Source organism: Brevibacillus sp. 7WMA2 (genome assembly GCF_010748895.1).
GTDB classification, from domain to species: domain Bacteria; phylum Bacillota; class Bacilli; order Brevibacillales; family Brevibacillaceae; genus Brevibacillus_B; species Brevibacillus_B halotolerans.
In genome coordinates this window covers 2,216,334-2,242,204 of sequence record NZ_CP048799.1, presented here as the reverse complement: position 1 = coordinate 2,242,204, position 25,871 = coordinate 2,216,334, and the positions used below count along the sequence as shown (strand labels likewise).

The window sequence follows — 25,871 nt, the reverse complement described above, 5'->3', positions numbered from 1 at the left end:
GACGAGTTGTAACTCCTCCATATTAAGTAATACATCTGGTTTGGCTGTCTTTAGTCGGGGATGACGTGAAGACAGCCATTTTTTTGTAAAAACCACATTTTGCAGGATGAAATAAAAAAGCCGTTTTCTTCCGAGGAAGAGAACGGTTTCTTTAGTTATACATAAAGGAAAACATATGTAGTGCGTATGTAACAAGGAAAGCTTATTCTTTCGTGCTAACAGGCATATCATTCAGACAATCATGGCAAATGATTTTACCTTTGAAGTGAGTAATTTGGTCAGCATTTCCACAGAAGATACAAGATGGCAAGTATTTTTTCAGGATTACGCGTTCTCCATCTACATAGATCTCCATAGGATCTTTGATCTCAATGTTTAATGTACGTCTCAATTCAATAGGAAGAACGATACGTCCTAGTTCATCCACTTTTCTTACAATACCTGTTGATTTCATAGGTGTAAATCCCCTCTCTGTCAGATGTATTTAGTCAAAATTCGACAGGTTATCTGATTATTATCGTACCAATATTTAATAAATAAGTCAATCTTTACTTCTTTTAAAAAAGTGAATATTCTCCTAACATTTATAACGTTGATTCCGCTTACATGAGATTGTTTACTTATTATGATTCTTACTCGTAAAATAGTACCCAATCTGCTAAACAGTATATGAACATAATGCTATCTTTTGCGAAGGACAACTTGTTCAGGAATTCATAGATAGCAAATATGCTCAACAAAGATTTACCCCAAAAAGGTGTATGGCTAACCTGTTTTGAAGAGATATTTTTGGATTATGCTAAAACAGCCTTATCAAGTGAACGATATTGAATCGCTTCAGCTACATGTGAGGTTTTGATGTTCTCAGAACCATCTAAATCAGCAATCGTACGAGCCACTTTAACAATTCGATCATATCCACGAGCGCTCAGTCCCAGTTGATTAAAAGCTATGCTCATTAACTCCTGCCCGCCTTTATCAAGAGAACAGTATGCTCGTAAATCTTGTCCAGTCATTGAACTATTAAATGAAGAACGCTTGTTTTGACGATAACGCTGACGTTGAATATTCCGAGCCATCTCTACACGTGTGAGGATTGAAGCTGAATTTTCCTCCCCCTCTCGCTTTGTTAACTGTTCGACTGAGACACGAGGCACTTCCAAATGAATATCGATGCGGTCTAGCAAGGGACCAGAAATTTTTGAACGATATTTTAATACTTGTGAGGGTGAGCATCGACAGACATTTTGATCTTTGGAACCATAATATCCACATGGACAAGGATTCATAGATCCAATTAGTAAGAAACGCGCTGGATACAAATAGGCTTGTTTGGCCCTACTTATGGTAATGTGACCATTTTCAAGGGGCTGTCGTAGCACTTCAAGAACACCTCTGGGAAATTCAGGCATTTCATCAAGAAAAAGAATTCCGCCATGAGCCAGACTGCATTCTCCCGGACGTGGAATTTGAGAACCTCCACCTGCTAGAGCGGCTTGGGTGATTGTATGATGTGGCGCACGCAGGGGGCGAGTCTCAATAAGCCCATGTCGCGTTGTTAAGCCAGCAATGCTGTAAATCTTAGTAACCTCAAAGGATTCCTCCTGAGTCATTTTAGGCATGATGGTTGGAAAACAGTTGGCTAATAGGGTCTTTCCAGAGCCGGGTGGACCAACTAGCATTACATTATGAAATCCAGCGGCTGCAACCTCTAAACCCCTTTTTACGAAATGTTGTCCCATGACATCAGCAAAATCATATGTAGGAATCGCATCAGGAGGATGTCTACTTTCGGTGTTAAGCTCAATAGGACTTGAATTAGTGCAGTCCAAATGAGATGCAGCAGGATCGCTTACATGAACCCATTCCTTTTCTTTATTAGCCTCCACAGCGGTTCGCAAATGGGGTACAGGCAGAATTTCTAAGGGAACAAGTTTTGCTTCTGCTTGATTGGCAATGGGCAAAATTACTCTCTTAAATCCTCTTTGCTGAGCCTTCAGTAGCATGGGCAAGACACCTGGAATGGGACGTAAGCTACCATCTAGCGCCAGCTCACCGATAATAAGTGGAATAGCTGATGTCATTTCAATTTGTTTAGATGCTAGCAAGATTCCAAAGGCGATAGCTAAATCAAAAACGGAGCCTTCTTTTCGCACATCTGCGGGGGCTAGATTGACGGTAATTCGCTGCATAGGGAAGTCGAATCCGGAATTTCGTAAGGCGGCTCGGACACGATCCCGTGCTTCTTTAATAGCGCTACCTCCTAAACCCACCACTTCAAAATGTGGCAATCCATTCGAAATATCCACTTCTACTGTAACTAGCATGCCATCTATTCCATGAATGGTAGCTGAGTAAATTTTTGCATACATGTTAGATAACCCCTTTACTAGTCGTTACGAATTGATTTGAACTAGAATAATCCATTTTCAAGCCATCTAAGTTTGACTGTATAAAAAGTTAAAGGGTATCTGCAACAAAAATGATTTCGTGTCTCAAAATCCCGCTAGCTGTTCCCATTAGGCCTGTCATTTTGTACAATGAGAAGTAAGTCCATGTACGATAACAATATTTTACTCTACGTTTCGTTAAAAACGGATTTTGTAGAGTATTACGAACGGACATCTTATATAGAAGTAAGGATGGTCAAATTGAATATACTAACAGTAGAACATATTAAAAAAAGTTTTGGAGAAAAGGTCTTGTTTGACACGATCTCCTTTCATATTGCTGAGAATCAACGGATTGGGTTGATTGGCGTAAATGGTACTGGTAAGTCTACCTTGCTTAAAATTCTAGCAGGGATAGAGGAAGCAGATCAGGGGGAGATTATTCATTCCAATCATTTTCGTGTAGAATATTTGCCGCAGAATCCAGAATTTGATGGAGATTCAACTGTCCTTGAGCAAGTATTTTATGGAGATACTCCTCTTATGCAGGCCCTACGGGAATATGAGGTTTCTTTGGAAGAACTGCAGCAGGATCAGGAAAATGAGCGAAAGCTACAACGATTATTACGTGCCCAGCAACAAATGGATGCAACGAATGCTTGGGATGCAAACACGAAGGCAAAAACAATACTGACCAAATTAGGCATTACCCAGTTTGGGCAGAAAGTAGCCGAGTTATCTGGTGGACAACGTAAACGGGTAGCGATGGCACGTGCGCTAATTCAGCCTGCCGATTTGCTTATTTTAGATGAGCCGACCAACCATATTGATAATGAAACAGTAGAGTGGCTAGAAGAGTATCTTTCTTCCTTTAAAGGTGCACTATTACTAGTAACCCATGACCGTTATTTCCTCGATCGCGTTACTAATCGTATTTTTGAATTGGACAACGGCAAGCTGTATAGCTATGAGGGCAACTATGCGTCATTTTTAGAAAAGAAGGCAGAGCGTGAAGAGAATGAATTGGCTCAAGAAAGCAAACGCCAAAATCTACTGCGTAGAGAACTGGCATGGCTAAGAAGAGGCGCTAAAGCCCGAACTACAAAGCAAAAAGCCCGGGTGCAGCGAGCTGAAGAGCTACGAGACAAGAAGGTGGAGGGGCCACAGGCTAAGCTTGATATTGCTTTGGGGGCAAGTCGTCTTGGTAAAAAGGTCATTGAAGCAGAGAAGGTCTCTAAAGCTTTTGGCGGACGTAGACTGCTTACTGATTTTAGCTACATTGTAGTACCTGGAGATCGAATTGGGATTATTGGGCCCAATGGTAGCGGGAAGTCAACACTGCTAAACATGCTTGCAGGTCGTATTCAGCCTGATAGCGGAACAATTGAAACAGGTGAAACGGTTAAGCTTTCGTTCTACACACAGGAAAATGTGGAGATGGATGGTAATCTACGGGTCATTGAATATATCAAGGAAGTAGCCGAACAAATCAAAACAGCAGATGGATTTACCTTGTCTGCTTCACAGATGCTGGAACGATTTTTATTTACTCCTAATCAGCAATGGACGTATATTTCTAAGCTGTCTGGTGGGGAGCGTCGCCGTCTGTATTTGCTACGGACGTTAATGGGAGAACCCAATGTTTTATTCCTTGATGAGCCAACCAATGATCTGGATATCCAAACACTTAGTATCTTAGAAGACTACCTGGATAACTTCCCAGGGGCTGTGATTACTGTCTCCCATGATCGTTATTTCTTAGATCGAACGGTTGAGCATCTGTTTGCTTTTGAAGGGCAAGGGACAATTCGTCATTACATGGGAAATTATTCGGAGTACCTAGACGAGAGCAAGCAAGAGAAAGCATTAGCTGAAAAAGCAGCAAAGGAAAAAGCGAATGAACAAAAATCAGATCAGTCATCTGCCCAAGCCAATAGGGGTGGAAACCGAACCAAAAAATTATCCTATAAAGACCAACGAGATTGGGATGAAATAGAGGATCGTATTGCTGATTTGGAGGAACAGCTTTCAGAGATAAAAAATCAGGTTGCAAATGCTGGTAGTAACGTAGAGCGAGCGCAGGAGCTGTTTGCTCAGGAACAGAAGATAGCCAATCAATTGGAGCAGGCTATGGAACGTTGGACTGAGCTATCGATTATGGTGGAAGAGCTAGAGGAAGCCAATAAAAGAGGATAACTAAATGATGAAGGGTCTAACAGCATACAGGTAATTGTTGGATCATGGAGGGGAAGGTTGAAGAAACCTTCCTTCTTTTTTTTGGAAAAAACCACACTGATTCATTCCTATGTCAAACGTGTAAACTTATGCTATAAGGCGCTTTACATAAAATGATACCATGGGTTCAATGACCATCTTCACCCATCCTTTACTAATATTCAGACAAAAGTCCTAAGAAAGAATGGGTGAAATTACCTGACAATAAACGGTAGACTCACCTAGCAATTTACAGTATATTCAAAAGGAAATCACGCACGTTTCTGGTAGTAAACCCATCATTTTCTGTGCGTATAGTCGGAATAAAAGCATAACATGATCAATTCATTAAAAACCTGTGGAAGAGAGAGGGAATTAACATGAAAAAACAGAATAGAATCCAACTGTTAGTAGCGGGAACCATGATTTTGTCTTCAGTGGTAGTACCTCAGGCAATTTTGGCTAAGCCTGTAGCCGTGAAGCCAGTTCAAACAACAACAGCCTTTACGCAAGGAACAGGTTATCACGCTGGTAGCTATGATTATCAAGCAGCACAACCTTCTACATATAACTGGACCCGCCAATCGCGTTATAATGTTGCTCCTAACCCAGTTGAGAAATGGTCGATTACATCAGGAAAATCTATCAAATCCTCACCTGTAGTTACAGCTAATGGCACGATATACGTAACCTCTAATGGGGGAGAGTTTTATGCATATCAAAACGGCCGCATTAATTGGAAAACTCTGCTCAAAGGCGATCTGACCAGTAGTGTAATTGGGAAGGATGGAACGATTTATACGGGGTCGACTGAACACCTCTTGTTTGCTGTTTACCCAAGCGGAGTGAAAAAGTGGGAGAAACGTACGGTTGGTGAAGTAACTACATCCCCTGCTCTTGGTTCAGATGGCACGATTTATGTAGGAACGGGCGATGGCAAACTACAAGCTTTTAACGAGAATGGTTCCGAGAAATGGACATTTAGCTCAAAAGCCCCTGTAACGACAGCGCCAATCATTTCAAAGGATCAAGTGGTTTATGTAGGAAATTCTGACGGTAAATTATATGCTGTTCATGCGGCATCAGGAAAATCGAAATGGACATTGGCATTGAATGCTCCAATGAAGCAATCTCCGGTTATCGGAAATGATGGTACGCTTTATTTGGGTACGGAAGATGGAAAGATATACGCAATTGCATCTAATGGGAAAGAAAAATGGTCTACTTCTGTTGGAAAAAAAATAACCTCATCCCCTGCTATTGATTCTAATGGAACACTTTACGTTGGAACAGATAGCGGTATGTTTTTTGCGTTAGATTCTAAAAACGGGAAAACCAAGTGGTCCTATAATGGAGGACATCAAATTGAATCGGCACCAATCCTTGACGCCAATGGAGTGATTTACATGGTAACAGGAAACGGTGTGCTGCGTGCGCTTGATCAAAAAGGAAATCGAATTTGGGAATACAACATGAAAGACAATACGGTATCAGCCCCTGCTATCGGTGCAGATGGTACTATTTATCTTGTGTCTCAAAATGGACGTGTGACGGCTGTTGGCAAGTAACAGATTATAAAAAATAGGCGAGAGGCTAGCCTACACATATGAATTGATTGGGAATCACTTATGGTTGTTAATTAGTGATTCCCTTTTTGGTATGGATCAAAAATTCGATAACGGATCGGTATGAAGAAGCATCGTATTAGGAGACCACCCATATTTTCCAGCTTTTGATCATGTTTCAGATATACAATTGCCAGACTGGGTAGACTATTTAATGAAACAATATTTTTAAATACGTTCATTTTCAGAAAAGCGTTCCATTGGGGGGCGCTTTTTCTGTTAACAAAACAGTAAGAACGAAGAAATTGAAATCAAATCAGCTTTTGTCTTTGTTTTGTAATATTACTTTAGTATGATAAGAAAAATTAATTGAAATGAGTATAGATAACATAAACTAAAAAGGAATAAGAATGTAAGAGCAAGGAGTCTTCTTACAGGATGAATGATTGAACAAAAAGTCTGCATAATGAACATCTTCATAAAAACACTAGAGGGGCAACGGGGTGAATGATGAAAACCTTATGTACTTTTCTTGCCGAGATCCATCGTGTCTCGGAAAATGAAATTCTGTTTGATTTGTTCCATGATCGTCTTCCTTCTCTCCATCCGATGCTGCTTAAACGGTTACTTGTATTACCGCGTATCTATTTTGACTTCCTTATTGAAAAAGGGGTTATGCAGGTAAGAGGAGTGGATACTTATCAGCCTGCCTATCGCAACAGTGTCGCAGTTGGGATGAACATGAAATCGTTAGGAAGCACGGTTTTATTCGATATGTGTTTTTCTAAAGAAACCTATCAGCTATGGCAGAAGATGGATGCAGTTATTGAAGATATATCATTACCGGCCGATCTATTTGAGGATTATGTTTATCGACTAGGAGCACTGAGTCGTTTTCGCCATCTTGGCAGGCTGGATGACCCAATCATCGCTACTAAGCTGGGTGAGAACGATATGATTGAATTTAAACAGGACTTCTTACATTCAAAGCAAGCGATCATCAAAGCGATTGTCGCCTTTGCTAATAGTAATAATGGAAATATATTTTTAGGGATTAGCGATGATTCAAAGATAATAGGTGTTAACGATGAGCTTGCCCATTATGGTGATCCAGATAAATACTTACTTGCTATTACCCAATATATTCAAATTAAAACTACGCCGATATTACATCCTTTTCCAAAAATCTCGTTACGGGAGGTTGAGGGGAAATTTGTAGTTAGTATATTCGTAGAGGTTGGTAATGAATTGATATGCGGACTAGATAAAAATAATGAAAAATATGTCTCCATTCGAACCAACAATCGCTCCTTTATTGTGAAGGACCCTCATCAAATCGGCGAAATTTATGTGAAGCGTAGATTAGGCAGCGATATAAGCCGTCGTCTAGGACTGCTGTAGATAGACAACATAGAAGTAGATTAGGAGGGGACATGCGTGAAAAAAAGCTGGCATGTTTGCTTAATGTCCGTTATATGGACTTGTCTTGTCGTTGTTGGGTGCTCCACGCAATCAAACGGCTATGGGTCTGAGGAAAAAGTAGACCTTTCACAGGTTTTTCAGGCATTGGAAGGAGTCTCTGTCCTCACTACAACAGGACAAGAAATACCACTATCTATAGAAGAATTCGAGAAAAACTTCACCGGCCGTCGTCTATCTTTGATGATGTCAAAGGATAGGCTGAAGGATCAGGAAGTTAAATTTAGACTAATTGCCTATAGACAAAAAGAGGCTCCACTGGTTTTAGAGGTTGGCGAGCAGGGCTTCACCTATGCAAACAATACATATCGAGGTGAAAATGCCAGCGTCTTCTACCAAACCGCACGTAAGCAACTCGGGCTAGCTATCATAAAAGTTCAAGAATTGGATGGGGTAGAATTCAAAGCACTGGATTTACCCCAATCCAAAACCTTAACAGTGAAAGGGACAGTAGCTCAGGAGGCTATCAGGTTGTTAGCAGATAGCAAAATGGTAGATCAACCTGTCCAGGCTTACCCGATCTATCCTTCCTTTCAGATGAAATATCCTCAGCGACCGAGTGAACCTCATTACGAACTGCTTCAACCAACATTGCTTCGCTGTGTGGTAGGAAGGGAAACGATATATTACAAAACAAATCCTTCCTTGTATCAACTCATATCCAAGTTATTGCCAGATAGTCCTAAAAAGTCAGTATGGGAGGAATTATATGAAGCAACACAATTAGAAGCAGAGGATATCCGAGCTCACGACAATAAACGAGAAGCCTATCTTATCAAACAAAATCTGATGCAGCAGGGCAAAATTCATCAAGTCATTCGTGTGCTTTCACGTACCCAGCCTTCTACTTCTACCATGTGGCGACAAGAAGACAGCCCCCATACATCATTGAACCTGACCTTTTCTCTCAATAAAAAACGATATCCGATGAAGATAGAAGGAAATTATGTTTTTTATCAAGGGAAGAAATACTATTGGCCTAATTTACAAGCGAATATAGAGGCTATTCTGTTTACGTGAGAAGACTAAATAATTTACTGAGTTCATAAATGATAACGTACCATTAAGTGAGTGACTTTTTTCATATCTTATCGTAAAATAAATACGTCATAACATTGACACTTTTTGTCCGACCAGAGCTTTTTAGGGCTGGTTTTTGCTTGGTCTAGCAAGAAATTATACTTTTGCTCACCATTATTGATTCAAACTGCCATAGGAGGTTGCAGAATGAACATTCATGAGTATCAAGGAAAACAGATACTAAAACAATACGGAGTAAAGGTACCGGAAGGCCGAGTAGCTTTTTCCGTAGATGAAGCAGTGAAAGCAGCAGAAGAGCTTGGCACCCAGGTCGTAGTGGTAAAAGCACAAATCCATGCTGGTGGTCGCGGAAAAGCTGGTGGTGTTAAGGTCGCTAAGAATCTGGATGAAGTTCGTACATATGCAAACGAAATTCTTGGTAAGGTCCTTGTAACCCACCAAACAGGTCCAGAAGGCAAAGAAGTTAAGCGCTTACTAATTGAGCAAGGCTGTGACATTAAGAAAGAATATTACGTAGGGGTAGTAGTGGATCGTGCCACCAATCGCGTTGTCATGATGGCATCAGAAGAAGGCGGTACGGAGATTGAAGAAGTAGCAGCTCATACACCTGAGAAGATCTTTAAAGAAGTAATTGATCCTGTTACGGGTTTACTACCATTCCAAGCTCGCCGCTTGGCTTTTGCGATCAATATTCCTACTGAGTTAGTTAATAAAGCAGCTAGTTTCATGATGAGCTTATATCAAGCATTCGTTGACAAGGATTGTTCCATCGCTGAAATTAACCCCCTAGTTGTCACAGGTGACGGCGAAGTAATGGCTTTAGATGCAAAATTAAACTTTGATAGCAATGCCCTCTATCGTCATTCTGATGTAGTGGAATTACGTGACTTAGAAGAAGAAGACGAAAAAGAGATTCAGGCCTCTAAATATGATCTATCCTATATCGCTCTGGATGGTAACATCGGTTGTATGGTAAATGGTGCTGGTTTAGCAATGGCAACCATGGATATTATTAAATTCTATGGCGGCGATCCAGCTAACTTCCTTGATGTTGGGGGCGGTGCGACAGAAGAGAAAGTAACAGAAGCTTTCAAGATCATTCTGTCAGACCCTAAGGTGAAAGGTATCTTCATCAATATCTTTGGCGGTATTATGAAATGCGACATTATCGCGAGCGGTGTAGTAGCAGCGGCGAAACAAGTAAGTTTAGACAAGCCTCTAGTCGTTCGTCTGGAAGGTACAAACGTTGAGCTTGGTAAACAAATTCTGAAGGACTCAGGATTAGATATCGTTGCAGCTGATTCCATGGCTGATGGAGCCGAGAAAATCGTTGCTCTCGTAAAGTAGGATGTTGTCCGTTACAGAAGCAAGAAGACGATAAAAAGGTGGGAAACATACGCGATGAGTATTTTAATTAATAAAAATACGAAAGTGATTACACAGGGGATTACAGGCTCTACAGCTTTGTTCCATACTCGCGGTGCTGTTGAATACGGAACACAAATGGTAGGTGGAGTACGCGCTGGAAAAGGTGGACAAGAAGTAGACGGGATTCCAATTTTTGATACCGTTGTGGAAGCTGTAGAAAAAACAGGAGCCACTGTCTCTGTAATCTACGTACCGCCAGCAGGTGCAGCAGATGCCATCATGGAAGCAGTAGATGCCGATCTTGATTTAGTTATTTGCATTACCGAAGGAATTCCTGTTCTTGATATGGTTAAAGTAAAACGCTACATGGAAGGCAAAAAGACGCGTTTAATCGGTCCGAATTGCCCAGGGGTCATTACTCCAGGAGAATGTAAAATTGGGATTATGCCAGGATATATCCATACTCCAGGCAAAGTGGGGATTGTATCCCGCTCTGGTACGTTGACATATGAAGCAGTTCATCAAACAACAACCCGCGGTATGGGCCAATCAACAGCAGTTGGTATTGGTGGCGACCCAGTAAACGGCACTAACTTTATCGATGTACTAGCACTATTTAATGAAGATCCTGATACAGAAGCGGTTATTATGATCGGAGAAATTGGGGGTACAGCAGAAGAGGAAGCGGCTGAATGGATTGCAGCTAACATGAAAAAGCCGGTGGTAGGATTCATCGGTGGTCAAACAGCTCCTCCAGGGAAACGTATGGGTCATGCAGGAGCGATTATCTCAGGTGGTAAGGGAACAGCCGCTGAGAAAATTGCTAAACTAGAGGAATGCGGTGTACGTGTTGCTAAAACTCCTGCTGTTATCGGTGAAACATTAGTAGAATTCCTGACAGAAAAAGGAATGCTAGATAAAGTAATGAGTAAATAATTGATTACAAAAAGTCAACAAGCTGAACTACTCCAAAACAAGACTTGGAGACATGTTTGGGTTTGCTTGGCTTTTTGTTTTTTATTTTTGTGCTACCCCTCTTACTCTTTTTATAATGAAGAAAAAGAAAGAGTGAAGGTAGATGAGAGTGCTAGAGGAACGTGATTGGGTATATACATTGAGTAGACAGCGTGGAGTAGGAAGAAAAACGTTGTGGGCTATATATGAAGAAAAGAGAGGCTTTGAACCTCCTTATAACCTAAATTGGTTCGAGAAAAGAGAGGAAGACGGGAAATTTCTTACTAGTCTCACTGCAAAACAGGTGTATGAGGATAAAATAGAAAGGGAACGGAAGGAAATCCAATTTATTACATATTGGGATCAAGAGTATCCAGAGAATTTACGCGAAATACCTGACCCTCCCATCCTTTTATATTATCGTGGGAATTTGGAGTTGCTGCATAAAATCTCGATTGGAGTTGTGGGAACAAGAAATCCTTCAGCTTATGGTCGAGATGCTTGTAAGATGTTGGTGAGTGGTTTAGCAAAATCTGGAATGGTCATTGTGTCGGGGGTAGCGAAAGGAATTGACACCATAGCACATCAAACTGCACTCCAACATCGGGCGGAAACCATTGGTGTTCTTGGAAACGGACTGGACCGGATTTATCCTGCGCAAAATAGGGTATTATATACGCAAATGGCACAGCATGGATTGCTTGTATCTGAATATTCAGAAGCGGCAGCTCCGAGGACTGGTTTTTTTCCTGAACGCAATCGGATTATTAGCGGACTTTGCTGGGGGACAATAGTTGTGGAGGCAGCAGAGAAAAGCGGATCACTTATTACAGCTCGTTGTGCCTTGGAACAAAATAGAGAGGTATTTGCTATTCCTGGCTCCATCTTTGCTAAAGGAAGTGAAGGGACCCATTCCTTAATTAAAGAGGGAGCGAAATTAATAAGTTCATTAGAAGATATCATAGAGGAACTACCTTATCATTTACAAGCTACATTCCAGAAAAAATCTGTAGATACGAAGGCGATAGATTTATCAGCAGGTGAAATAGCACTATTGTCAAGTATGCAGGAGAAGAGTCTTCATATCGATGAGATCAGGGGTAAAATAGCAAAGGAATTTCAGAGTGATTTTCATATTTTTTTACTTTTATTGGTAGGAAAAGGTTTGGTTGAAGAGGAAGCTGGACAATTTTATAGAAGAAGAGAAGTGTAGAAGGAAAATATTAGAAGTTTGACAAATGGATATCCCGTATTGAATAATAGGGGAGATTCATTTTGTAAGGGGGAAAAAAATAGAATGGCTGATACTCTCGTTATCGTCGAGTCCCCGGCGAAAGCAAAGACGATAGGTAAATATCTGGGCAGCAAATATGTCGTGAAAGCGTCAATGGGCCATGTGCGCGACCTCCCTAAAAGTCAAATGGGGGTTGATGTTGGTAACCATTTTGAACCCAAATACATAACCATTCGTGGTAAAGGTGACATTTTAAAAGGATTGAAAGATGCAGCTAAGAAAGCGACTAAAGTATATCTCGCAGCCGACCCGGATCGTGAAGGGGAAGCTATTGCTTGGCATTTAGCCACATATCTTGGTCTTGATATGACGAAGCCTCTGCGTGTAGTGTTTAATGAAATCACGAAAGAAGCTATTAAAGATGCATTTAAGCATCCAAGACACATTAATATGGATTTGGTTCACGCTCAACAAGCTCGCAGAATTTTAGACCGTCTCGTGGGCTATAATATTAGTCCTATCTTATGGAAAAAGGTACGTAAGGGCTTGAGTGCAGGTCGTGTTCAATCTGTAACAGTAAAAATGATAAACGATCGAGAAAAAGAGATTCAGAAGTTTATTCCTGAAGAGTATTGGACGATTACTTCTACATTAGAATCCAATAAAAAACCATTTGAAGCTCGTTTTTATGGATATGCTAACGAAAAGGTAGAACTCTCTTCAGAAGAGAATGTCCAAGAGATTTTGAGAAAAATCAAGAAAGACGAATACAGAGTCGTAAAAGTGCAGAAGAAGGAACGCAAGCGTCATCCGGCTCCAGCGTTTATCACGAGTTCCTTGCAACAGGAAGCCGCTCGTAAGCTTAATTTCCGTACTGCTAAGACGATGATGATTGCTCAACAACTATACGAAGGTATTGATTTAGGCAAAGAAGGTACAGTCGGTTTAATTACGTATATGCGTACTGACTCAACACGCGTATCCCAAATCGCTCAAGACGAAGCGAAGGAATTCATAAACAATCATTATGGGCAGGAGTTTTCTGTAAAGGAACCTCGTCAAGCACCGAAGAAGGAAAATGCTCAGGATGCTCATGAAGCAGTTCGTCCCACGTCTGTCTTACGTACGCCTGATGACATGAAGGAATACTTAAGTCGAGATCAACTGCGATTGTATCGCTTAATATGGGAACGCTTTTTAGCAAGTCAAATGGCCTCAGCCGTTCTCGATACAATGAGCGTAGACATAGAGAACAATGGTGTGATGTTTCGTGCCAGCGGTTCTAAAGTACAATTTGCAGGCTTTATGAAAGTATATGTTGAGGGAAATGATGACGGTTCCAATGAAGATGATAAGCTGTTACCTCCAATCGAGGAAGGGCAGCTTCTATCTGAGAAAGCCATTGAACCAAAACAGCATTTTACACAGCCACCGCCACGTTATACAGAAGCAAGATTGGTCAAGACGTTAGAGGAAAACGGAATTGGTCGTCCATCCACCTATGCTCCTACTCTAGAAACAATTCAAAAGCGTGGATACGTGGCTTTAGAAGAGAAGAGGTTTATACCTACCGAGCTTGGTCAGATCGTCATCTCTTTGATTGAAGAGTTTTTCCCTGAGATTTTAGATGTAGAATTTACATCTGGAATGGAAGGTGGGCTTGATCAGGTTGAGGATGGGATAGCAGACTGGGTAAAGGTTCTCGATTCTTTCTATCAAGGCTTCTCTGAACGGGTTAAAGTTGCAGAAGAAGAAATGAAGGAAGTGGAGCTAAAGGATGAGGTGTCTGATGAGATTTGTGAGCTATGCGGTAAGCATTTGGTTTACAAATTAGGGCGCTTCGGAAAATTCCTCGCTTGTTCTGGGTTTCCAGACTGTAGAAATACCAAACCAATTGTCAAGCATATCGGTGTTAAATGCCCTAGCTGTAAAAGTGGTGAGGTAGTTGAGCGTAAAAGCAAAAAGAATCGTATTTTCTATGGATGTACCAACTATCCGGAATGTGAATTTTTGTCCTGGGATAAACCAATTTCCAGACCTTGTCCAAAGTGTGGCGAGTTGCTTGTTGAAAAGAAACGAAAAAAACAAGGCGTAAATATTGTCTGTACAAAATGTGATTACGAAGAAGAGGGGGATTCTTAGAACTTTTTAGTTCTATTCCCCTGATTAATTAAATAGTAGGTATAGAGAGGATTTTTCACCATGACACAACCTTTTGTAACTGTGGTTGGAGCAGGTCTTGCCGGAAGTGAAGCTGCTTGGCAAATCGCTCAGGCTGGTGTTGCTGTAAAGCTGTACGAAATGAGACCGGTTAAGCAAACTCCTGCGCACCACACAGATAAATTTGCTGAATTGGTTTGCAGCAATTCGCTTAGAGCTAATTCATTAACCAATGCCGTTGGGGTTTTAAAAGAAGAAATGCGTCAATTTGATTCTGTAATCATGAAGGCAGCCGATCAATGCCAGGTTCCTGCTGGTGGGGCCTTGGCTGTTGACCGTCATGAATTTGCAGAGTATGTTACGGAAGCAGTACGTAACCATCCGTTAATTGAGGTACTTAATGAAGAAATTACGGAGATTCCTGAGGGAATTGTGATCGTTGCATCTGGTCCGCTTACTTCTCCAGCACTTTCCGATAAATTAAAGCAGCTTACGGGAGAAGAGTATCTGTATTTCTATGATGCAGCGGCGCCTATTATTGAGAAGGATTCAATTGACATGGAAAAAGTGTTTGTTGCTTCTCGGTATGATAAAGGGGAAGCGGCATACCTAAACTGCCCTATGAACGAAGAGGAATTTAATCGTTTTTATGATGCATTAATTTCTGCTGAAACGGTTCCTCTAAAGGAATTTGAAAAAGAGGTCTTTTTCGAAGGGTGCATGCCGATTGAGGTCATGGCTTCTCGCGGGCGGCAAACCATGCTGTTTGGTCCGTTGAAACCAGTAGGGCTAATAGACCCACGTACTGGGGAACAACCACATGCTGTTATTCAGTTAAGACAAGACAATAGCGCTGCAACTTTGTATAACATAGTAGGCTTTCAGACTCATTTGAAATGGCCAGAGCAAAAGAGGGTTTTTCAATTGATTCCAGGATTGGAAAATTGTGAAATCATTCGCTATGGAGTTATGCATCGCAATACATTTATCAACTCACCAAAGTTGCTACGACCAACTTATCAATACAAAGATAGAGATAGTTTGTTTTTTGCTGGACAGATGACCGGTGTTGAGGGATATGTTGAGTCTGCGGCTTCTGGGTTACTAGCAGGTATCAATGCAGCGCGTCTTGCTAAGGGTGAAGAGCAAATCATTCTTCCGGTTGAGACCGTAATGGGCAGTATGGCACATTATATCACAACAACCAACGCCAAACATTTCCAGCCAATGAATGCTAATTTTGGTCTTTTACCAAGTTTAGGAATTAAAATTAGGAACAAAAAGGAAAAAAACGAAAAGCTTGCTGAACGCGCGCTTGGCAGTATTCAGAATTTTACACATAAAAGACATAATTAAAGTTGTTTCATTGTTTACCGCTATGTTACTATATATGTGATTTGGGAGGAGTACATCTCAGATGGACAATTCATCAGAGTTTTCCGTATGGATCACATCTTACATCCATTACCTAAAGGTGGAAAAAAACGTCTCTCCTCATACGCTGAAGCAATACGTAGCAGATATCAATGAATTTGTCGTATTTATGAAACAGCAACAAATCAATGAATTTGCTGCTGTTTCTTATTTACATGGTCGGTCTTTTTTAGCTCATCTTGCGAGAAAAGGTCTTTCCCGTCGAAGTATTGCGAGAAAGCTGTCTAGCTTGCGGAGCTTCTATCGCTTTTTAATGCGTGAAGAGCATTTGGATCAAAATCCTTTCCAAATGGTTTCTACACCAAAAGTAGAGAAGAAGCTACCTACCTTTATGTATCCGCATGAAATAGAAGCTCTATTGGCAGTAGTTGATACATCTACACCGCTTGGTCTTCGCGATTTCCTTATTATGGAACTTTTATATGCAAGTGGAATGCGCGTGTCTGAATTGGTAACAATGTCTATTAATGATGTTGACCTTCAGAATGGAATTGCTCTTGTGTTCGGTAAAGGTGCTAAGGAAAGATATGTGCCAATTGGGAGTTTTGCTATCAAAGCTATGCAAGAATACTTACAGGCAGGACGTCCGAAGTTATTAGCCAAGGCTGAAAAAGATAACCCAATACTCTTGTTAAATTATAGGGGAACCCCTTTATCTGATCGTAGTGTGCGCCGAATGGTAGATAAGTATCTACAGCAAGCAGCCCTTCATCTAGGGATTTCACCGCACAGTTTCCGTCATTCTTTTGCAACTCATTTACTAAATGCAGGGGCAGATTTGCGGACGGTACAAGAGCTATTAGGACATGTGAATATCTCCACTACACAAGTATACACTCACGTTACAAAAGAAAGATTACGAGAGGTATACGATACTGCACATCCGCGTGCAAATTTTCACAGGGGGTGAACGACTATGGAACAATTTCATGCTACAACCATTTTTGCCGTCCAGCATAAGGGTGAAGCGGCGATGGCAGGAGACGGTCAGGTTACGTTTGGCAACAGTATGGTAATGAAAAATACAGCCAAAAAAGTACGAAGACTATATCGAGAGGAAGTTATGGCAGGATTTGCTGGCTCTGTAGCTGATGCAATTACTTTGTTTGAACTTTTTGAAGGCAAACTGGAAGAGTATCATGGGAATTTACAGAGAGCGGCGGTCGAGCTAGCTAAAGAATGGCGTTCTGATAAAGTATTGCGCCGTTTGGAGGCCATGATGATTGTTTGTAACCGCAAACATCTTCTTTTAATCTCAGGTAATGGTGAAATTATTGAACCGGACGACGGCATACTAGCCATCGGGTCAGGCGGAAATTTTGCCCTTGCAGCGGGACGGGCTTTGAAAAAATATGCACCAGAGCTTACTGCTAGACAGATTGCTGAAGCCAGTCTTTTAACAGCCGCTGAAATTTGCGTCTTTACGAATACGAATTTAGTAATTGAAGACATGAAAATGGAAGGGTAGGGAGAGATGTCCTTGTTATTAAATTGGGAGCAATTGACCCCCCGCTTGATTGTAGAACATTTGGATAAATACATTGTAGGGCAGCAGCAGGCCAAACGCGCCATTGCTGTAGCGCTTCGCAATAGATATCGTCGTAGTCGCTTGCCGGAACAAATTCGGGATGAAGTGATTCCTAAAAATATCTTGATGATTGGACCGACTGGAGTCGGGAAAACGGAGATTGCGCGTCGTATCGCAAAGCTAACCGGAGCTCCGTTTATAAAAGTAGAAGCTACAAAATATACAGAAGTCGGTTACGTAGGTCGCGATGTAGAATCGATGGTACGCGATTTAGTGGAATCATCTATCCGAATTGTCAAAATGGAAAAGATGGAAAAAGTCAAGGAACAGGCGGAGAAAAATGCTGAAGAAGCGCTAGTTCAGCTTTTACTTCCTTCAAAGAAACCGCAAAACAACTTTAAGAATCCTTTTGAGATGTTATTTTCTAACCAGCAACAAACCGAAAAAAGCGATCAGGAAGATCCAACCCTAGAGCAACGACGAAAACAAATGGCCTGGAAGCTAGCGGCAGGTCAGCTTGAGGACGAACAGATCGAAATAGAAGTAGAAGATCAGTCACCGTCCATGTTCGATATGTTGCAAATTCCTGGTGCAGAGCAGATGGGGAATCAGATGCAGGAAATGTTTGGGAGCTTAATGCCTAAGCGAACCAAAAAACGCACGCTGACCATCCGAGAAGCACGTAAAATCTTGATTCAACAAGAAGCTCAAAAGCTGGTGGATATGGATGAAGTGACTCAAGAATCAATAGCTCGAGCTGAACAATTTGGGATTATCTTTATCGACGAGATTGATAAAATCGCCGGAAAGGATAGTCGTGGGCCTGACGTGTCACGAGAGGGAGTCCAACGTGACATTTTACCGATTGTGGAAGGCTCTACGATTATGACCAAGTATGGACCAGTGAAGACAGATTATATGCTTTTCATGGCTGCTGGAGCGTTCCATGTAGCCAAACCATCTGATCTTATTCCGGAATTACAGGGGCGTTTCCCGATTCGAGTAGAGCTTTCAAGCCTGAAAGCCGAAGATTTTATAAGAATATTGACAGAACCTAAAAATGCATTAATTACACAATATCAAGCCCTTTTGGAAACGGAAGGAATTAAAATTGTGTTTTCTGAAGATGCTATACATGAGATAGCACGATTGGCAACAGAGGTGAATCAAAGTACCGATAATATCGGAGCAAGAAGACTTCACACCCTATTAGAAAAATTGCTTGAGGATTTATCTTTTGAAGCATCAGAAATTAACCTGAGTGTGATTAATATTACCGCTCAATATGTACAGGAAAAGTTAAATAGCATTGTACAGAATCGCGACCTAAGTCAATACATTTTATAGAGAGAAATATATATATTGGCGATCTATTTGTGAGAAGATGTCAGGAGGAAATATACGATGGATTTACTAACAAAAACTAGAAGGATTAACCGTATGCTTCAAAAAACGGCTGGTAACGCGGTTAATTTTAATGAAATGTCAAGCGTACTAAGTGACGTTATTGATGCAAATATTTTCGTTTTAAGTAGAAAAGGAAAATTACTGGGATATGCAATTGCACAGGAAATCGACAATGATCGTATTCGCAAAATGCTTGAAGATCGCCGTTTCCCAGAAGAATATAGCAATGGTCTATTAAAAGTTGAAGAAACATCTGCAAACCTTGATGTAAACAGTCCACATAGTGCTTTCCCAGTGGAAATGAAAGAAGTATTCCCTACAGGTTGGACTACAATTGTTCCAATTATGGGTGGCGGAGATCGATTGGGTACATTGATCTTGGCTCGTGTAAATAAAGAATTTGTTGAAGGTGACCTAATTCTAACTGAAGTGGGCGCTACTGTAGTAGGGATGGAAATTTTGCGTGAACGTGCTGAGGCAATTGAAGAAGAAGCGCGCAGCAAAGCTGTTGTACAAATGGCTATTGGCTCATTGTCCTATAGTGAACTTGAAGCGGTTGAGCACATTTTCCAAGAACTAGATGGGAAAGAAGGCCTACTTGTTGCTTCCAAAATTGCTGACCGCGTAGGTATTACGCGTTCTGTAATTGTTAACGCTTTGAGAAAATTAGAGAGTGCTGGTGTTATTGAATCACGTTCTTTGGGTATGAAGGGTACATTTATTAAAGTTCTAAATGGCAAACTTCTTCCGGAATTAGAAAAGCTTAAAACGCCATAAACTGACATAAAACCCAGTTGTTATGCGCTTTGTTGAAAAATGAAGAAGGAGGTCTATTGACCTTCTTCTCTTTTTTTTCATATTTATCACTTAGTTATATAGTATTCACAATAAGTATTCACATTATTAATACATTTATGAAACGAATGTGACAAAATTGGTAAAAAGCACTGTTTTTATAGGCATTTTAACCAATTGAGACTTTTGTAACATTTTTCCTAGTCCTAGTAAGATAGGGCTTTCTTAGTAGTTTTCTTCATGGTATTATAGGTGCGTGTTAGATGTCGAATTGCAAAGAAAATAGAAGAAAAATGTAAGCTTAGGCACAAAGGAGGGGAGAGAAGCTTGATTCAATCTACGCAATTAAATGTACTAGAAAACTCATTGGACGCCGCTATGCTTAGACAAAAAGTGATTGCCAACAATATTTCTAACATTGATACTCCTCATTTTGAGAGCAAGCATGTAGTATTTGAAAGCTTGCTGAAGGAGGCATTGGAAGGAAATAGTGGTCGAACCTTAGAAGCATATCGAACGAATCAGAGACACATTCCATTTGGCACAGGTTTAGGTAATATCCCTCAGGCCCGGACCATAACGAACAACCAGACATCAATTCAAAATAATGGAAACAATGTGGACATTGATTTTGAAATGAGCCAACAGGCCAAGAACACCATTTGGTATAACGGTCTAGTTCAGCTAACAAATGGATACTTTACGAAACTGAAGAGTGTTGTTGAGGGAGGAAGATAGTAGATGAGTCTGTTTCGTGGAATTGATACAAGTGCCTCTGCCTTGACTGCCAATCGGCTAAGGCTGGATACGATTGCTTCTAATATCGCAAATGCCAATACGACTCGTGGGAAATTCGTAAATGGGGCGTGGCAACCGTACCGACGTAAGATGGTAGAATTATCACCAAGAACAGGAGAGTCATTCGACAATCTTCTACAAGCAGCGGTCGGGAATGTAGCAGGTCGTCAGGAATCGGGGGTACATGTTACCGGGATTAAAGAGGACAATAGTCAATTTCAAAGGGTCTATAATCCTGAACACCCGGACGCAGACCTAGATGGCTACGTCCTGATGCCTAATGTAGACGTGACAAAAGAAATGGTTGACATGATTTCTGCTTCTAGGTCTTATGAGGCAAATGTTACAGCTATGAATGCATTAAAGGGCATGATGCAAAAAGCACTAGAGATTAATGGTAAATAATAAAGGGGTTGACTGACAGTTGGAAATTAATAACATAGGTTCAGTCATAAATGCACAGCCGCTACAACAAGTAAAAAATACAGCTTCACCGGCTGAAGTAGCGCGCAATTTCTCGGCCTATATGACCGATGCCCTTGATCAGGTGAATCAGGCGCAATTAGTTTCAGAAGAAATGGCAATAAAATATGCCGCAGGAGAAGTGACCGATGTCCATCAGGTGATGGTAGCGGGTCAAAAAGCTTCTCTCATGTTACAAATGACGATGCAAGTACGTAACAAAGCGATCGAAGCATATCAGGAAATCATGCGCATGCAGGTGTAAGGTTCCAAACGGGTATGCAGCTCTGTAGAGGTGAACCATGAACGAACGTTTATTGTTATATCGAGACAAGATAAAGACAATGTGGGACAAGCTCACGAAAAAACAAAAATTATTGATAGGTGCTTCAGCTCTTTTCCTACTTATCGCGCTTTCCCTTTATTTATACATAGCTTCTCGTCCTGTATATGTAAATTTATATGACAGATTGAGCGAGCAAGAAGTTGGTGCGATAAAACAAGAACTAGAAGCAAAAAACATCCCATATCGTTTAACTGGAAATGGGACAGGTATTCAAGTGCCGCAAACAATGGCGCAAGATGTCATAGTTGATTTAGCAGCTCAAGGAATTCCTAAGGATGCTGGGATCAGCTCTGAAATTTTCTCTAATAATATGTTTGGCATGACCGATCGCCAGTTTGAAGTGATGAAGAAAGATGCTCTTCAACAGGAGATTCGAAAAATCTTGGAAAAAGTCAAAGGGGTTCGTACTGCCCAAGTTATCCTAACCATGCCCGAAGAAACCACGTTTGTCACGGACAACACAGATAAAGCCACAGCATCAGTCATGGTAGAGGTAGACCCAAGTACTCAATTAAACGATGCACAAATCAAATCTTTGTATCATATTGTTTCACGCTCAGTGAAAAACTTACCTGTAGAAAACATAACGATTACCGATCAGTATTCCAATACATTGGAATTAGCTGGTAAAGAAGAGGGCAATTCACTTACTGCTTTTGAACAGCAAGAACGGATACGTAACAAAGTAGAAAGAGAAATACAGAAGAACTTATTCAACATGCTATCCACCATTATGGGCCGAGATAAAGTTGTCGTACATACAATGGTACAAATGGATTTCTCAAAAGAAAACCGTGTAGAAAATTTAGTTTCACCTGTTGTAAATGATGAAGGTATTATAATTAGTTCTCAAAAATTATCAAAAGCATATACCGGACAAGGAACTCCGCCGATCGGTGGTGTAGCCGGTACAGGTGATAACCAAGTTGGCAGTTATCAGTCTGCTACAACTCAAGGTAGCAATAGTGAATATGAAGAGCTGTCTGATACTGTCAATCGTGAAGTAAATCGTATAACGAAGAACGTAACCGCTAGTCCATATCAAATTGTCGATATTTCTATCAACGTTGGGGTTGAGCCTCCAAATGGAGGAACGTTGGATGACGCTACCAAAGAAAACATACAAAAAGTAATTGGTAATGTTGTTCGTGTAGCCGTCAGCAATAAGAATTTACCCGATGATGAAGTGAACAAGCGTATTTCTGTTTTTGCAAAACCGTTCTCCGGCAACCAAGATGATAACAACAATGGCTTCTTTACTCCAACCGTGATGTATGGAGTCGGAGCAGTAGCTTTATTAGCCATAGGAGCACTTGCGTTTATGCTTATTCGTCGACGCAAACAGCAAGAGCAAGAAGAGGAAGAGTTCGAAGAGGAATTTCCGTTTACTCCATCGCCTGATATTCCAGATCTATCTTCTTTGGAAGATGATACAGATGAAGCGGTGGTTCGTAAACAGCTGGAAAAATTGGCTCGAAGCAATCCAGACGAGTTCGTCGTTCTGCTTCGTACGTGGCTAGCAGAAGACTAAGGAGTGAGTATAGTGGCTCGTGTCGCAAAAGAGTTAACTGGAAGGCAAAAAGCTGCGATTTTGCTCATTTCGCTTGGTCCAGATGTCTCGGCACAGGTATTTAAGCATTTACGTGAAGATGAGATTGAACAGCTTACACTGGAAATTGCCAGTGTACGTAAAGTGGATCATGAAGAAAAAGGCAAAATTCTAGCAGAATTCCATCAGATTGCAGTTGCCAAGGAAGTAATAGCACAAGGTGGTATTACCTACGCAAAGGAAATTTTGGAAAAAGCATTAGGAGAAAACAAAGCGCTAGATATCTTGAACCGATTGACAGCCAATTTGCAAGTGCGCCCGTTTGACTTCGCTAGAAAAGCGGACCCTAGTCAAATCCTTAACTTTATTCAAAATGAACATTCACAAACCATTGCATTGGTTCTAGCTTATCTAGAACCGCAGCAATCTTCCATGATCTTGTCATCACTGTCGCAGGATCGTCAGGCAGATGTAGCTAAACGGATAGCTTTAATGGATAGTACATCTCCAGAGGTAATTGCCCAGGTAGAACAGGTATTGGAACAAAAACTTTCTGCAACTGTAACCCAAGATTACACACAAGCGGGTGGCATTGAATCAATCGTAAACATCTTAAATGGTGTTGACCGTAGTACAGAACGAACCATCCTTGATTCACTGGAGATTCAAGACCCAGAGCTTGCGGAAGAGATCAAAAAACGCATGTTTGTATTCGAAGACATTGCTACACTGGACAATCGTTCCATTCAACGTGTTATTCGCGATGTGGACAACAACGATTTACAGCTTGCGCTTAAAGTGGCAAGTGAAGAAGTTCGCGAAACGGTTTTCCGCAACATGTCCAAACGGATGGCAGATACCTTCAAAGAAGAAATGGAGTTTATGGGACCTGTGCGATTGCGTGATGTTGAGGAGGCACAATCCCGGATTGTTGCTACTATTCGTCGCTTAGAAGAAGCTGGAGAAATCATCATCGCCCGCGGTGGAGGAGATGATATCATTGTCTAGGATTGTTAAGGCAAATCGATATGTCCAGTCTGTAGATGCCTATGTACTTGAAGTAACTCAGAAAATGAATGCTGCTTTACAAGTACAGACGGATGAAGTAGACGAAATGTTGCTGGAAAATAAAGTTTTTGATCATCAGAAACTTGAAGAAGAAGCGAAAGCCATTATACGAGATGCGGAAGAGCTAGCTGAAAGTATTATGGCTGATGCTTCTAATCAAGCAGAGCAATTGCGCGAGCAAGCACGGCAGGAGATAGCCGAGTGGTGGGAGCAAAAGCAAAAAGAAGCAGAGGAAATGGCGCAGCAGACTAAGGAAATGGCTCGTGAGGAAGGATACGCTCTTGGTCAGGAGCAGGGCTTAGAGCAGGCACGTCTTGAACAGGAGGAAAATGTTCAAAAGGCTAAGGATGTTTTAACGCAAGCTTATGAGACCAAAGAGAAGGTTATAGCGGAAGCCGAGCCATTTTTAGTAGAACTGAGCTTAGATATCTCTCGTAAAATCATTCATGATGAGCTGACGCTGGCACCTGAAAAGGTCGTTGAGATTGTTCGACAGGCTTTAAAAAGCTCACGCTCGCATGGAGAAGTATCTATTTTGGTGAATCACAAACTGTATCCATTTGTCGAAGAACACCGTGAACAATTGCTTTCGTTAATCGATGGACAAGCGGAACTAGGCATTTATCCAGATTATGCCGTTGAAGATGAAGGTTGCATTATCCGGACAGCCTACGGAAGCGTGGATGCCAAAATTGATACCCAACTAAAAGAAATCAAACAAATTCTGATGGACGTAGCGCGGGGAAGTGAATCCCAATGATTACATTAAACGCAGAAAAATATAAAGTTGCTATGCAAACAATCACGCCTCACCGGATAAATGGCAAGGTGACACAGGTAGTGGGACTCACTGTAGAATCCCAGGGACCTGAAGCTAAGTTAGGTGAGATTTGCATGATTGAATCGCCTCATCACAAAGAGCCAATTATGGCTGAGGTGGTGGGGTTTCGAGATACCAAGGTTCTATTAATGCCACTTGGTGATTTGTCGTACATCGGTCCTGGATGTGATGTAGTAGCTACAGGTAGACCTTTATCAGTGAAGGTAGGACCCGAAATTTTAGGAAGTATTCTTGACGGTTTAGGTCGTCCTTTATCAAATGAGTCGCTTCCCTATGGACTAACGAACTATCCAACTGATAACATGCCACCTAACCCATTGACGAGACCGAGAATAGCAGAACCCCTAAGTTTAGGTGTTCGAGCTATAGATGGCTTACTGTCTATGGGAAAAGGTCAGCGTGTAGGTATCTTTGCCGGCTCTGGGGTAGGAAAAAGTACTTTGATGAGTATGATTGCTCGCAATACGACTGCTGACATTAATGTTATTGCTCTTGTCGGAGAGCGTGGACGTGAAGTGCGGGACTTTATCGAGCGAGATTTAGGCGAAGAGGGATTAAAACGGTCTGTTGTTGTAGTTGCTACATCAGATCAACCAGCAATGATTCGTATTAAAGGTGCGATGATTGCTACTGCGATTGCTGAATATTTTAGAGATCGTGGGCTTAACGTGATGTTAATGATGGATTCTGTGACACGTTTTGCTATGGCTCAGCGTGAAATTGGTCTCGCCATTGGTGAACCACCAGCTACACGCGGATATACCCCGTCTGTATTTGCTATGTTGCCTAAGCTACTGGAACGTTCAGGTACATCAGACAAAGGCAGCATTACCGCTTTGTATACCGTATTGGTTGACTCTGATGATATGAATGATCCGATAGCCGATGCTGTGCGGGGGATATTAGATGGTCATATTGTGTTGGATCGCAAAATTGCCCAACGCGGGCATTTTCCAGCGATTGATATTTTGCAAAGCGTGAGTCGGGTAATGAGTGAGATTTGCACTCCACAGCACTTACAAGCAGCTCAGGAATTAAAACGACACATGGCTACATATAAAGAGGCAGAGGATCTAATTAATATTGGAGCGTACAAGACGGGAACGAATCGAGAAATTGATGCCGCTATTCGTCATAGAGAGACGATTCGGGCATTTACGGCACAGGGTGTTAATGAGCCCTCCGATTTTGATACGACTCTGCAAGCATTAACCGCTCATTTTGGGAGTGTGATGTAA

Annotated in this window: 22 protein-coding genes; 20 read left to right on the top strand and 2 right to left on the bottom strand. The window is 41.3% G+C overall.

What is annotated here, in order from left to right:
- Positions 1-202 precede the first annotated feature (202 nt).
- Positions 203-454 (bottom strand): AbrB/MazE/SpoVT family DNA-binding domain-containing protein, encoded by a 252-nt coding sequence (locus GOP56_RS08735; RefSeq protein ID WP_003336887.1) that lies wholly within the window; start codon positions 452-454, stop codon positions 203-205.
- A 340-nt stretch (positions 455-794) separates the two neighbouring features.
- Positions 795-2,372 carry a YifB family Mg chelatase-like AAA ATPase gene (locus GOP56_RS08730; RefSeq protein ID WP_163245387.1) on the bottom strand — a complete coding sequence of 526 codons (1,578 nt, stop codon included), beginning with the start codon at positions 2,370-2,372 and terminating at the stop codon, positions 795-797.
- Positions 2,373-2,651: 279 nt separating this feature from the next.
- On the opposite strand from GOP56_RS08730, the gene GOP56_RS08725 reads away from it, so the two are divergent.
- The 20 genes from GOP56_RS08725 to fliI all read left to right on the top strand — a co-directional run bounded on the left by GOP56_RS08725 (position 2,652) and on the right by fliI (position 25,871).
- Positions 2,652-4,586: an ABC-F family ATP-binding cassette domain-containing protein gene (locus tag GOP56_RS08725; protein ID WP_163245386.1), complete on the top strand. Its 1,935-nt coding sequence runs from the start codon at positions 2,652-2,654 to the stop codon at positions 4,584-4,586.
- Between the two features lie 398 nt (positions 4,587-4,984).
- Positions 4,985-6,172 carry an outer membrane protein assembly factor BamB family protein gene (locus GOP56_RS08720; RefSeq protein WP_003336891.1) on the top strand — a complete coding sequence of 396 codons (1,188 nt, stop codon included), beginning with the start codon at positions 4,985-4,987 and terminating at the stop codon, positions 6,170-6,172.
- Positions 6,173-6,679: 507 nt separating this feature from the next.
- Entirely contained in the window at positions 6,680-7,570 is an 891-nt protein-coding gene (locus GOP56_RS08715; RefSeq protein WP_003341411.1) for an AlbA family DNA-binding domain-containing protein, read from the top strand.
- 36 nt (positions 7,571-7,606) lie between these two features.
- Positions 7,607-8,668 carry a hypothetical protein gene (locus tag GOP56_RS08710; RefSeq protein ID WP_163245385.1) on the top strand — a complete coding sequence of 354 codons (1,062 nt, stop codon included), beginning with the start codon at positions 7,607-7,609 and terminating at the stop codon, positions 8,666-8,668.
- A 207-nt stretch (positions 8,669-8,875) separates the two neighbouring features.
- Complete coding sequence (gene sucC / locus GOP56_RS08705) at positions 8,876-10,036, top strand: ADP-forming succinate--CoA ligase subunit beta (RefSeq protein ID WP_003341407.1); 1,161 nt, start codon at positions 8,876-8,878, stop codon at positions 10,034-10,036.
- Positions 10,037-10,090: 54 nt separating this feature from the next.
- On the top strand, positions 10,091-10,993 hold the full coding sequence (gene sucD / locus GOP56_RS08700) for a succinate--CoA ligase subunit alpha (protein ID WP_003336895.1): 903 nt from the start codon (positions 10,091-10,093) through the stop codon (positions 10,991-10,993).
- Positions 10,994-11,135: 142 nt separating this feature from the next.
- The gene (gene dprA, locus GOP56_RS08695) at positions 11,136-12,224 is read left to right on the top strand and encodes a DNA-processing protein DprA (RefSeq protein ID WP_163245384.1); all 1,089 of its coding nucleotides are present in this window, start codon (positions 11,136-11,138) and stop codon (positions 12,222-12,224) included.
- An 84-nt stretch (positions 12,225-12,308) separates the two neighbouring features.
- On the top strand, positions 12,309-14,387 hold the full coding sequence (gene topA, locus GOP56_RS08690; RefSeq protein WP_003341403.1) for a type I DNA topoisomerase: 2,079 nt from the start codon (positions 12,309-12,311) through the stop codon (positions 14,385-14,387).
- Positions 14,388-14,447: 60 nt separating this feature from the next.
- Positions 14,448-15,761, top strand: a complete 1,314-nt coding sequence (gene trmFO / locus GOP56_RS08685) for an FADH(2)-oxidizing methylenetetrahydrofolate--tRNA-(uracil(54)-C(5))-methyltransferase TrmFO (RefSeq protein WP_003336898.1) — start codon at positions 14,448-14,450, stop codon at positions 15,759-15,761.
- A 61-nt stretch (positions 15,762-15,822) separates the two neighbouring features.
- Positions 15,823-16,749, top strand: a complete 927-nt coding sequence (gene xerC, locus GOP56_RS08680) for a tyrosine recombinase XerC (protein WP_163245383.1) — start codon at positions 15,823-15,825, stop codon at positions 16,747-16,749.
- Between the two features lie 6 nt (positions 16,750-16,755).
- Positions 16,756-17,307: an ATP-dependent protease subunit HslV gene (hslV, locus tag GOP56_RS08675; RefSeq protein ID WP_003336900.1), complete on the top strand. Its 552-nt coding sequence runs from the start codon at positions 16,756-16,758 to the stop codon at positions 17,305-17,307.
- A gap of 6 nt (positions 17,308-17,313) precedes the next feature.
- Entirely contained in the window at positions 17,314-18,714 is a 1,401-nt protein-coding gene (gene hslU, locus GOP56_RS08670) for an ATP-dependent protease ATPase subunit HslU (RefSeq protein ID WP_121474749.1), read from the top strand.
- 57 nt (positions 18,715-18,771) lie between these two features.
- Positions 18,772-19,551: a GTP-sensing pleiotropic transcriptional regulator CodY gene (codY, locus tag GOP56_RS08665; protein WP_003336902.1), complete on the top strand. Its 780-nt coding sequence runs from the start codon at positions 18,772-18,774 to the stop codon at positions 19,549-19,551.
- 345 nt (positions 19,552-19,896) lie between these two features.
- Positions 19,897-20,307, top strand: coding sequence for a flagellar basal body rod protein FlgB (flgB, locus tag GOP56_RS08660; protein WP_003336904.1), 411 nt, complete (start codon positions 19,897-19,899; stop codon positions 20,305-20,307).
- Positions 20,308-20,310: 3 nt separating this feature from the next.
- Positions 20,311-20,772 (top strand): flagellar basal body rod protein FlgC, encoded by a 462-nt coding sequence (gene flgC, locus GOP56_RS08655; RefSeq protein WP_003336905.1) that lies wholly within the window; start codon positions 20,311-20,313, stop codon positions 20,770-20,772.
- A gap of 19 nt (positions 20,773-20,791) precedes the next feature.
- Positions 20,792-21,094 carry a flagellar hook-basal body complex protein FliE gene (gene fliE, locus GOP56_RS08650; protein ID WP_003336906.1) on the top strand — a complete coding sequence of 101 codons (303 nt, stop codon included), beginning with the start codon at positions 20,792-20,794 and terminating at the stop codon, positions 21,092-21,094.
- A 37-nt stretch (positions 21,095-21,131) separates the two neighbouring features.
- Positions 21,132-22,706 carry a flagellar basal-body MS-ring/collar protein FliF gene (gene fliF / locus GOP56_RS08645; protein ID WP_003341395.1) on the top strand — a complete coding sequence of 525 codons (1,575 nt, stop codon included), beginning with the start codon at positions 21,132-21,134 and terminating at the stop codon, positions 22,704-22,706.
- Positions 22,707-22,718: 12 nt separating this feature from the next.
- Complete coding sequence (fliG, locus tag GOP56_RS08640) at positions 22,719-23,732, top strand: flagellar motor switch protein FliG (protein WP_003336908.1); 1,014 nt, start codon at positions 22,719-22,721, stop codon at positions 23,730-23,732.
- Positions 23,716-24,552, top strand: coding sequence for a FliH/SctL family protein (locus GOP56_RS08635; protein ID WP_068791707.1), 837 nt, complete (start codon positions 23,716-23,718; stop codon positions 24,550-24,552). The genes fliG and GOP56_RS08635 overlap by 17 nt, the downstream gene beginning before the upstream one ends.
- Positions 24,549-25,871, top strand: a complete 1,323-nt coding sequence (fliI, locus tag GOP56_RS08630; protein ID WP_101668690.1) for a flagellar protein export ATPase FliI — start codon at positions 24,549-24,551, stop codon at positions 25,869-25,871. The genes GOP56_RS08635 and fliI overlap by 4 nt, the downstream gene beginning before the upstream one ends.

Excerpts from the sequence above, each read along its gene's own strand:
- xerC (WP_163245383.1), top strand. The coding sequence starts at position 15,823 with ATGGACAATTCATCAGAGTTTTCCGTATGGATCACATCTTACATCCAT.
- codY (WP_003336902.1), top strand. The coding sequence starts at position 18,772 with ATGGATTTACTAACAAAAACTAGAAGGATTAACCGTATGCTTCAAAAA.
- GOP56_RS08720 (WP_003336891.1), top strand. The coding sequence starts at position 4,985 with ATGAAAAAACAGAATAGAATCCAACTGTTAGTAGCGGGAACCATGATT.
- fliF (WP_003341395.1), top strand. The coding sequence starts at position 21,132 with ATGAACGAACGTTTATTGTTATATCGAGACAAGATAAAGACAATGTGG.
- hslU (WP_121474749.1), top strand. The coding sequence starts at position 17,314 with ATGTCCTTGTTATTAAATTGGGAGCAATTGACCCCCCGCTTGATTGTA.
- GOP56_RS08730 (WP_163245387.1), bottom strand. The coding sequence starts at position 2,372 with ATGTATGCAAAAATTTACTCAGCTACCATTCATGGAATAGATGGCATG.
- sucC (WP_003341407.1), top strand. The coding sequence starts at position 8,876 with ATGAACATTCATGAGTATCAAGGAAAACAGATACTAAAACAATACGGA.
- hslV (WP_003336900.1), top strand. The coding sequence starts at position 16,756 with ATGGAACAATTTCATGCTACAACCATTTTTGCCGTCCAGCATAAGGGT.
- trmFO (WP_003336898.1), top strand. The coding sequence starts at position 14,448 with ATGACACAACCTTTTGTAACTGTGGTTGGAGCAGGTCTTGCCGGAAGT.
- dprA (WP_163245384.1), top strand. The coding sequence starts at position 11,136 with ATGAGAGTGCTAGAGGAACGTGATTGGGTATATACATTGAGTAGACAG.
- GOP56_RS08635 (WP_068791707.1), top strand. The coding sequence starts at position 23,716 with ATGATATCATTGTCTAGGATTGTTAAGGCAAATCGATATGTCCAGTCT.
- fliI (WP_101668690.1), top strand. The coding sequence starts at position 24,549 with ATGATTACATTAAACGCAGAAAAATATAAAGTTGCTATGCAAACAATC.
- flgC (WP_003336905.1), top strand. The coding sequence starts at position 20,311 with ATGAGTCTGTTTCGTGGAATTGATACAAGTGCCTCTGCCTTGACTGCC.
- topA (WP_003341403.1), top strand. The coding sequence starts at position 12,309 with ATGGCTGATACTCTCGTTATCGTCGAGTCCCCGGCGAAAGCAAAGACG.
- GOP56_RS08735 (WP_003336887.1), bottom strand. The coding sequence starts at position 454 with ATGAAATCAACAGGTATTGTAAGAAAAGTGGATGAACTAGGACGTATC.
- GOP56_RS08715 (WP_003341411.1), top strand. The coding sequence starts at position 6,680 with ATGAAAACCTTATGTACTTTTCTTGCCGAGATCCATCGTGTCTCGGAA.
- sucD (WP_003336895.1), top strand. The coding sequence starts at position 10,091 with ATGAGTATTTTAATTAATAAAAATACGAAAGTGATTACACAGGGGATT.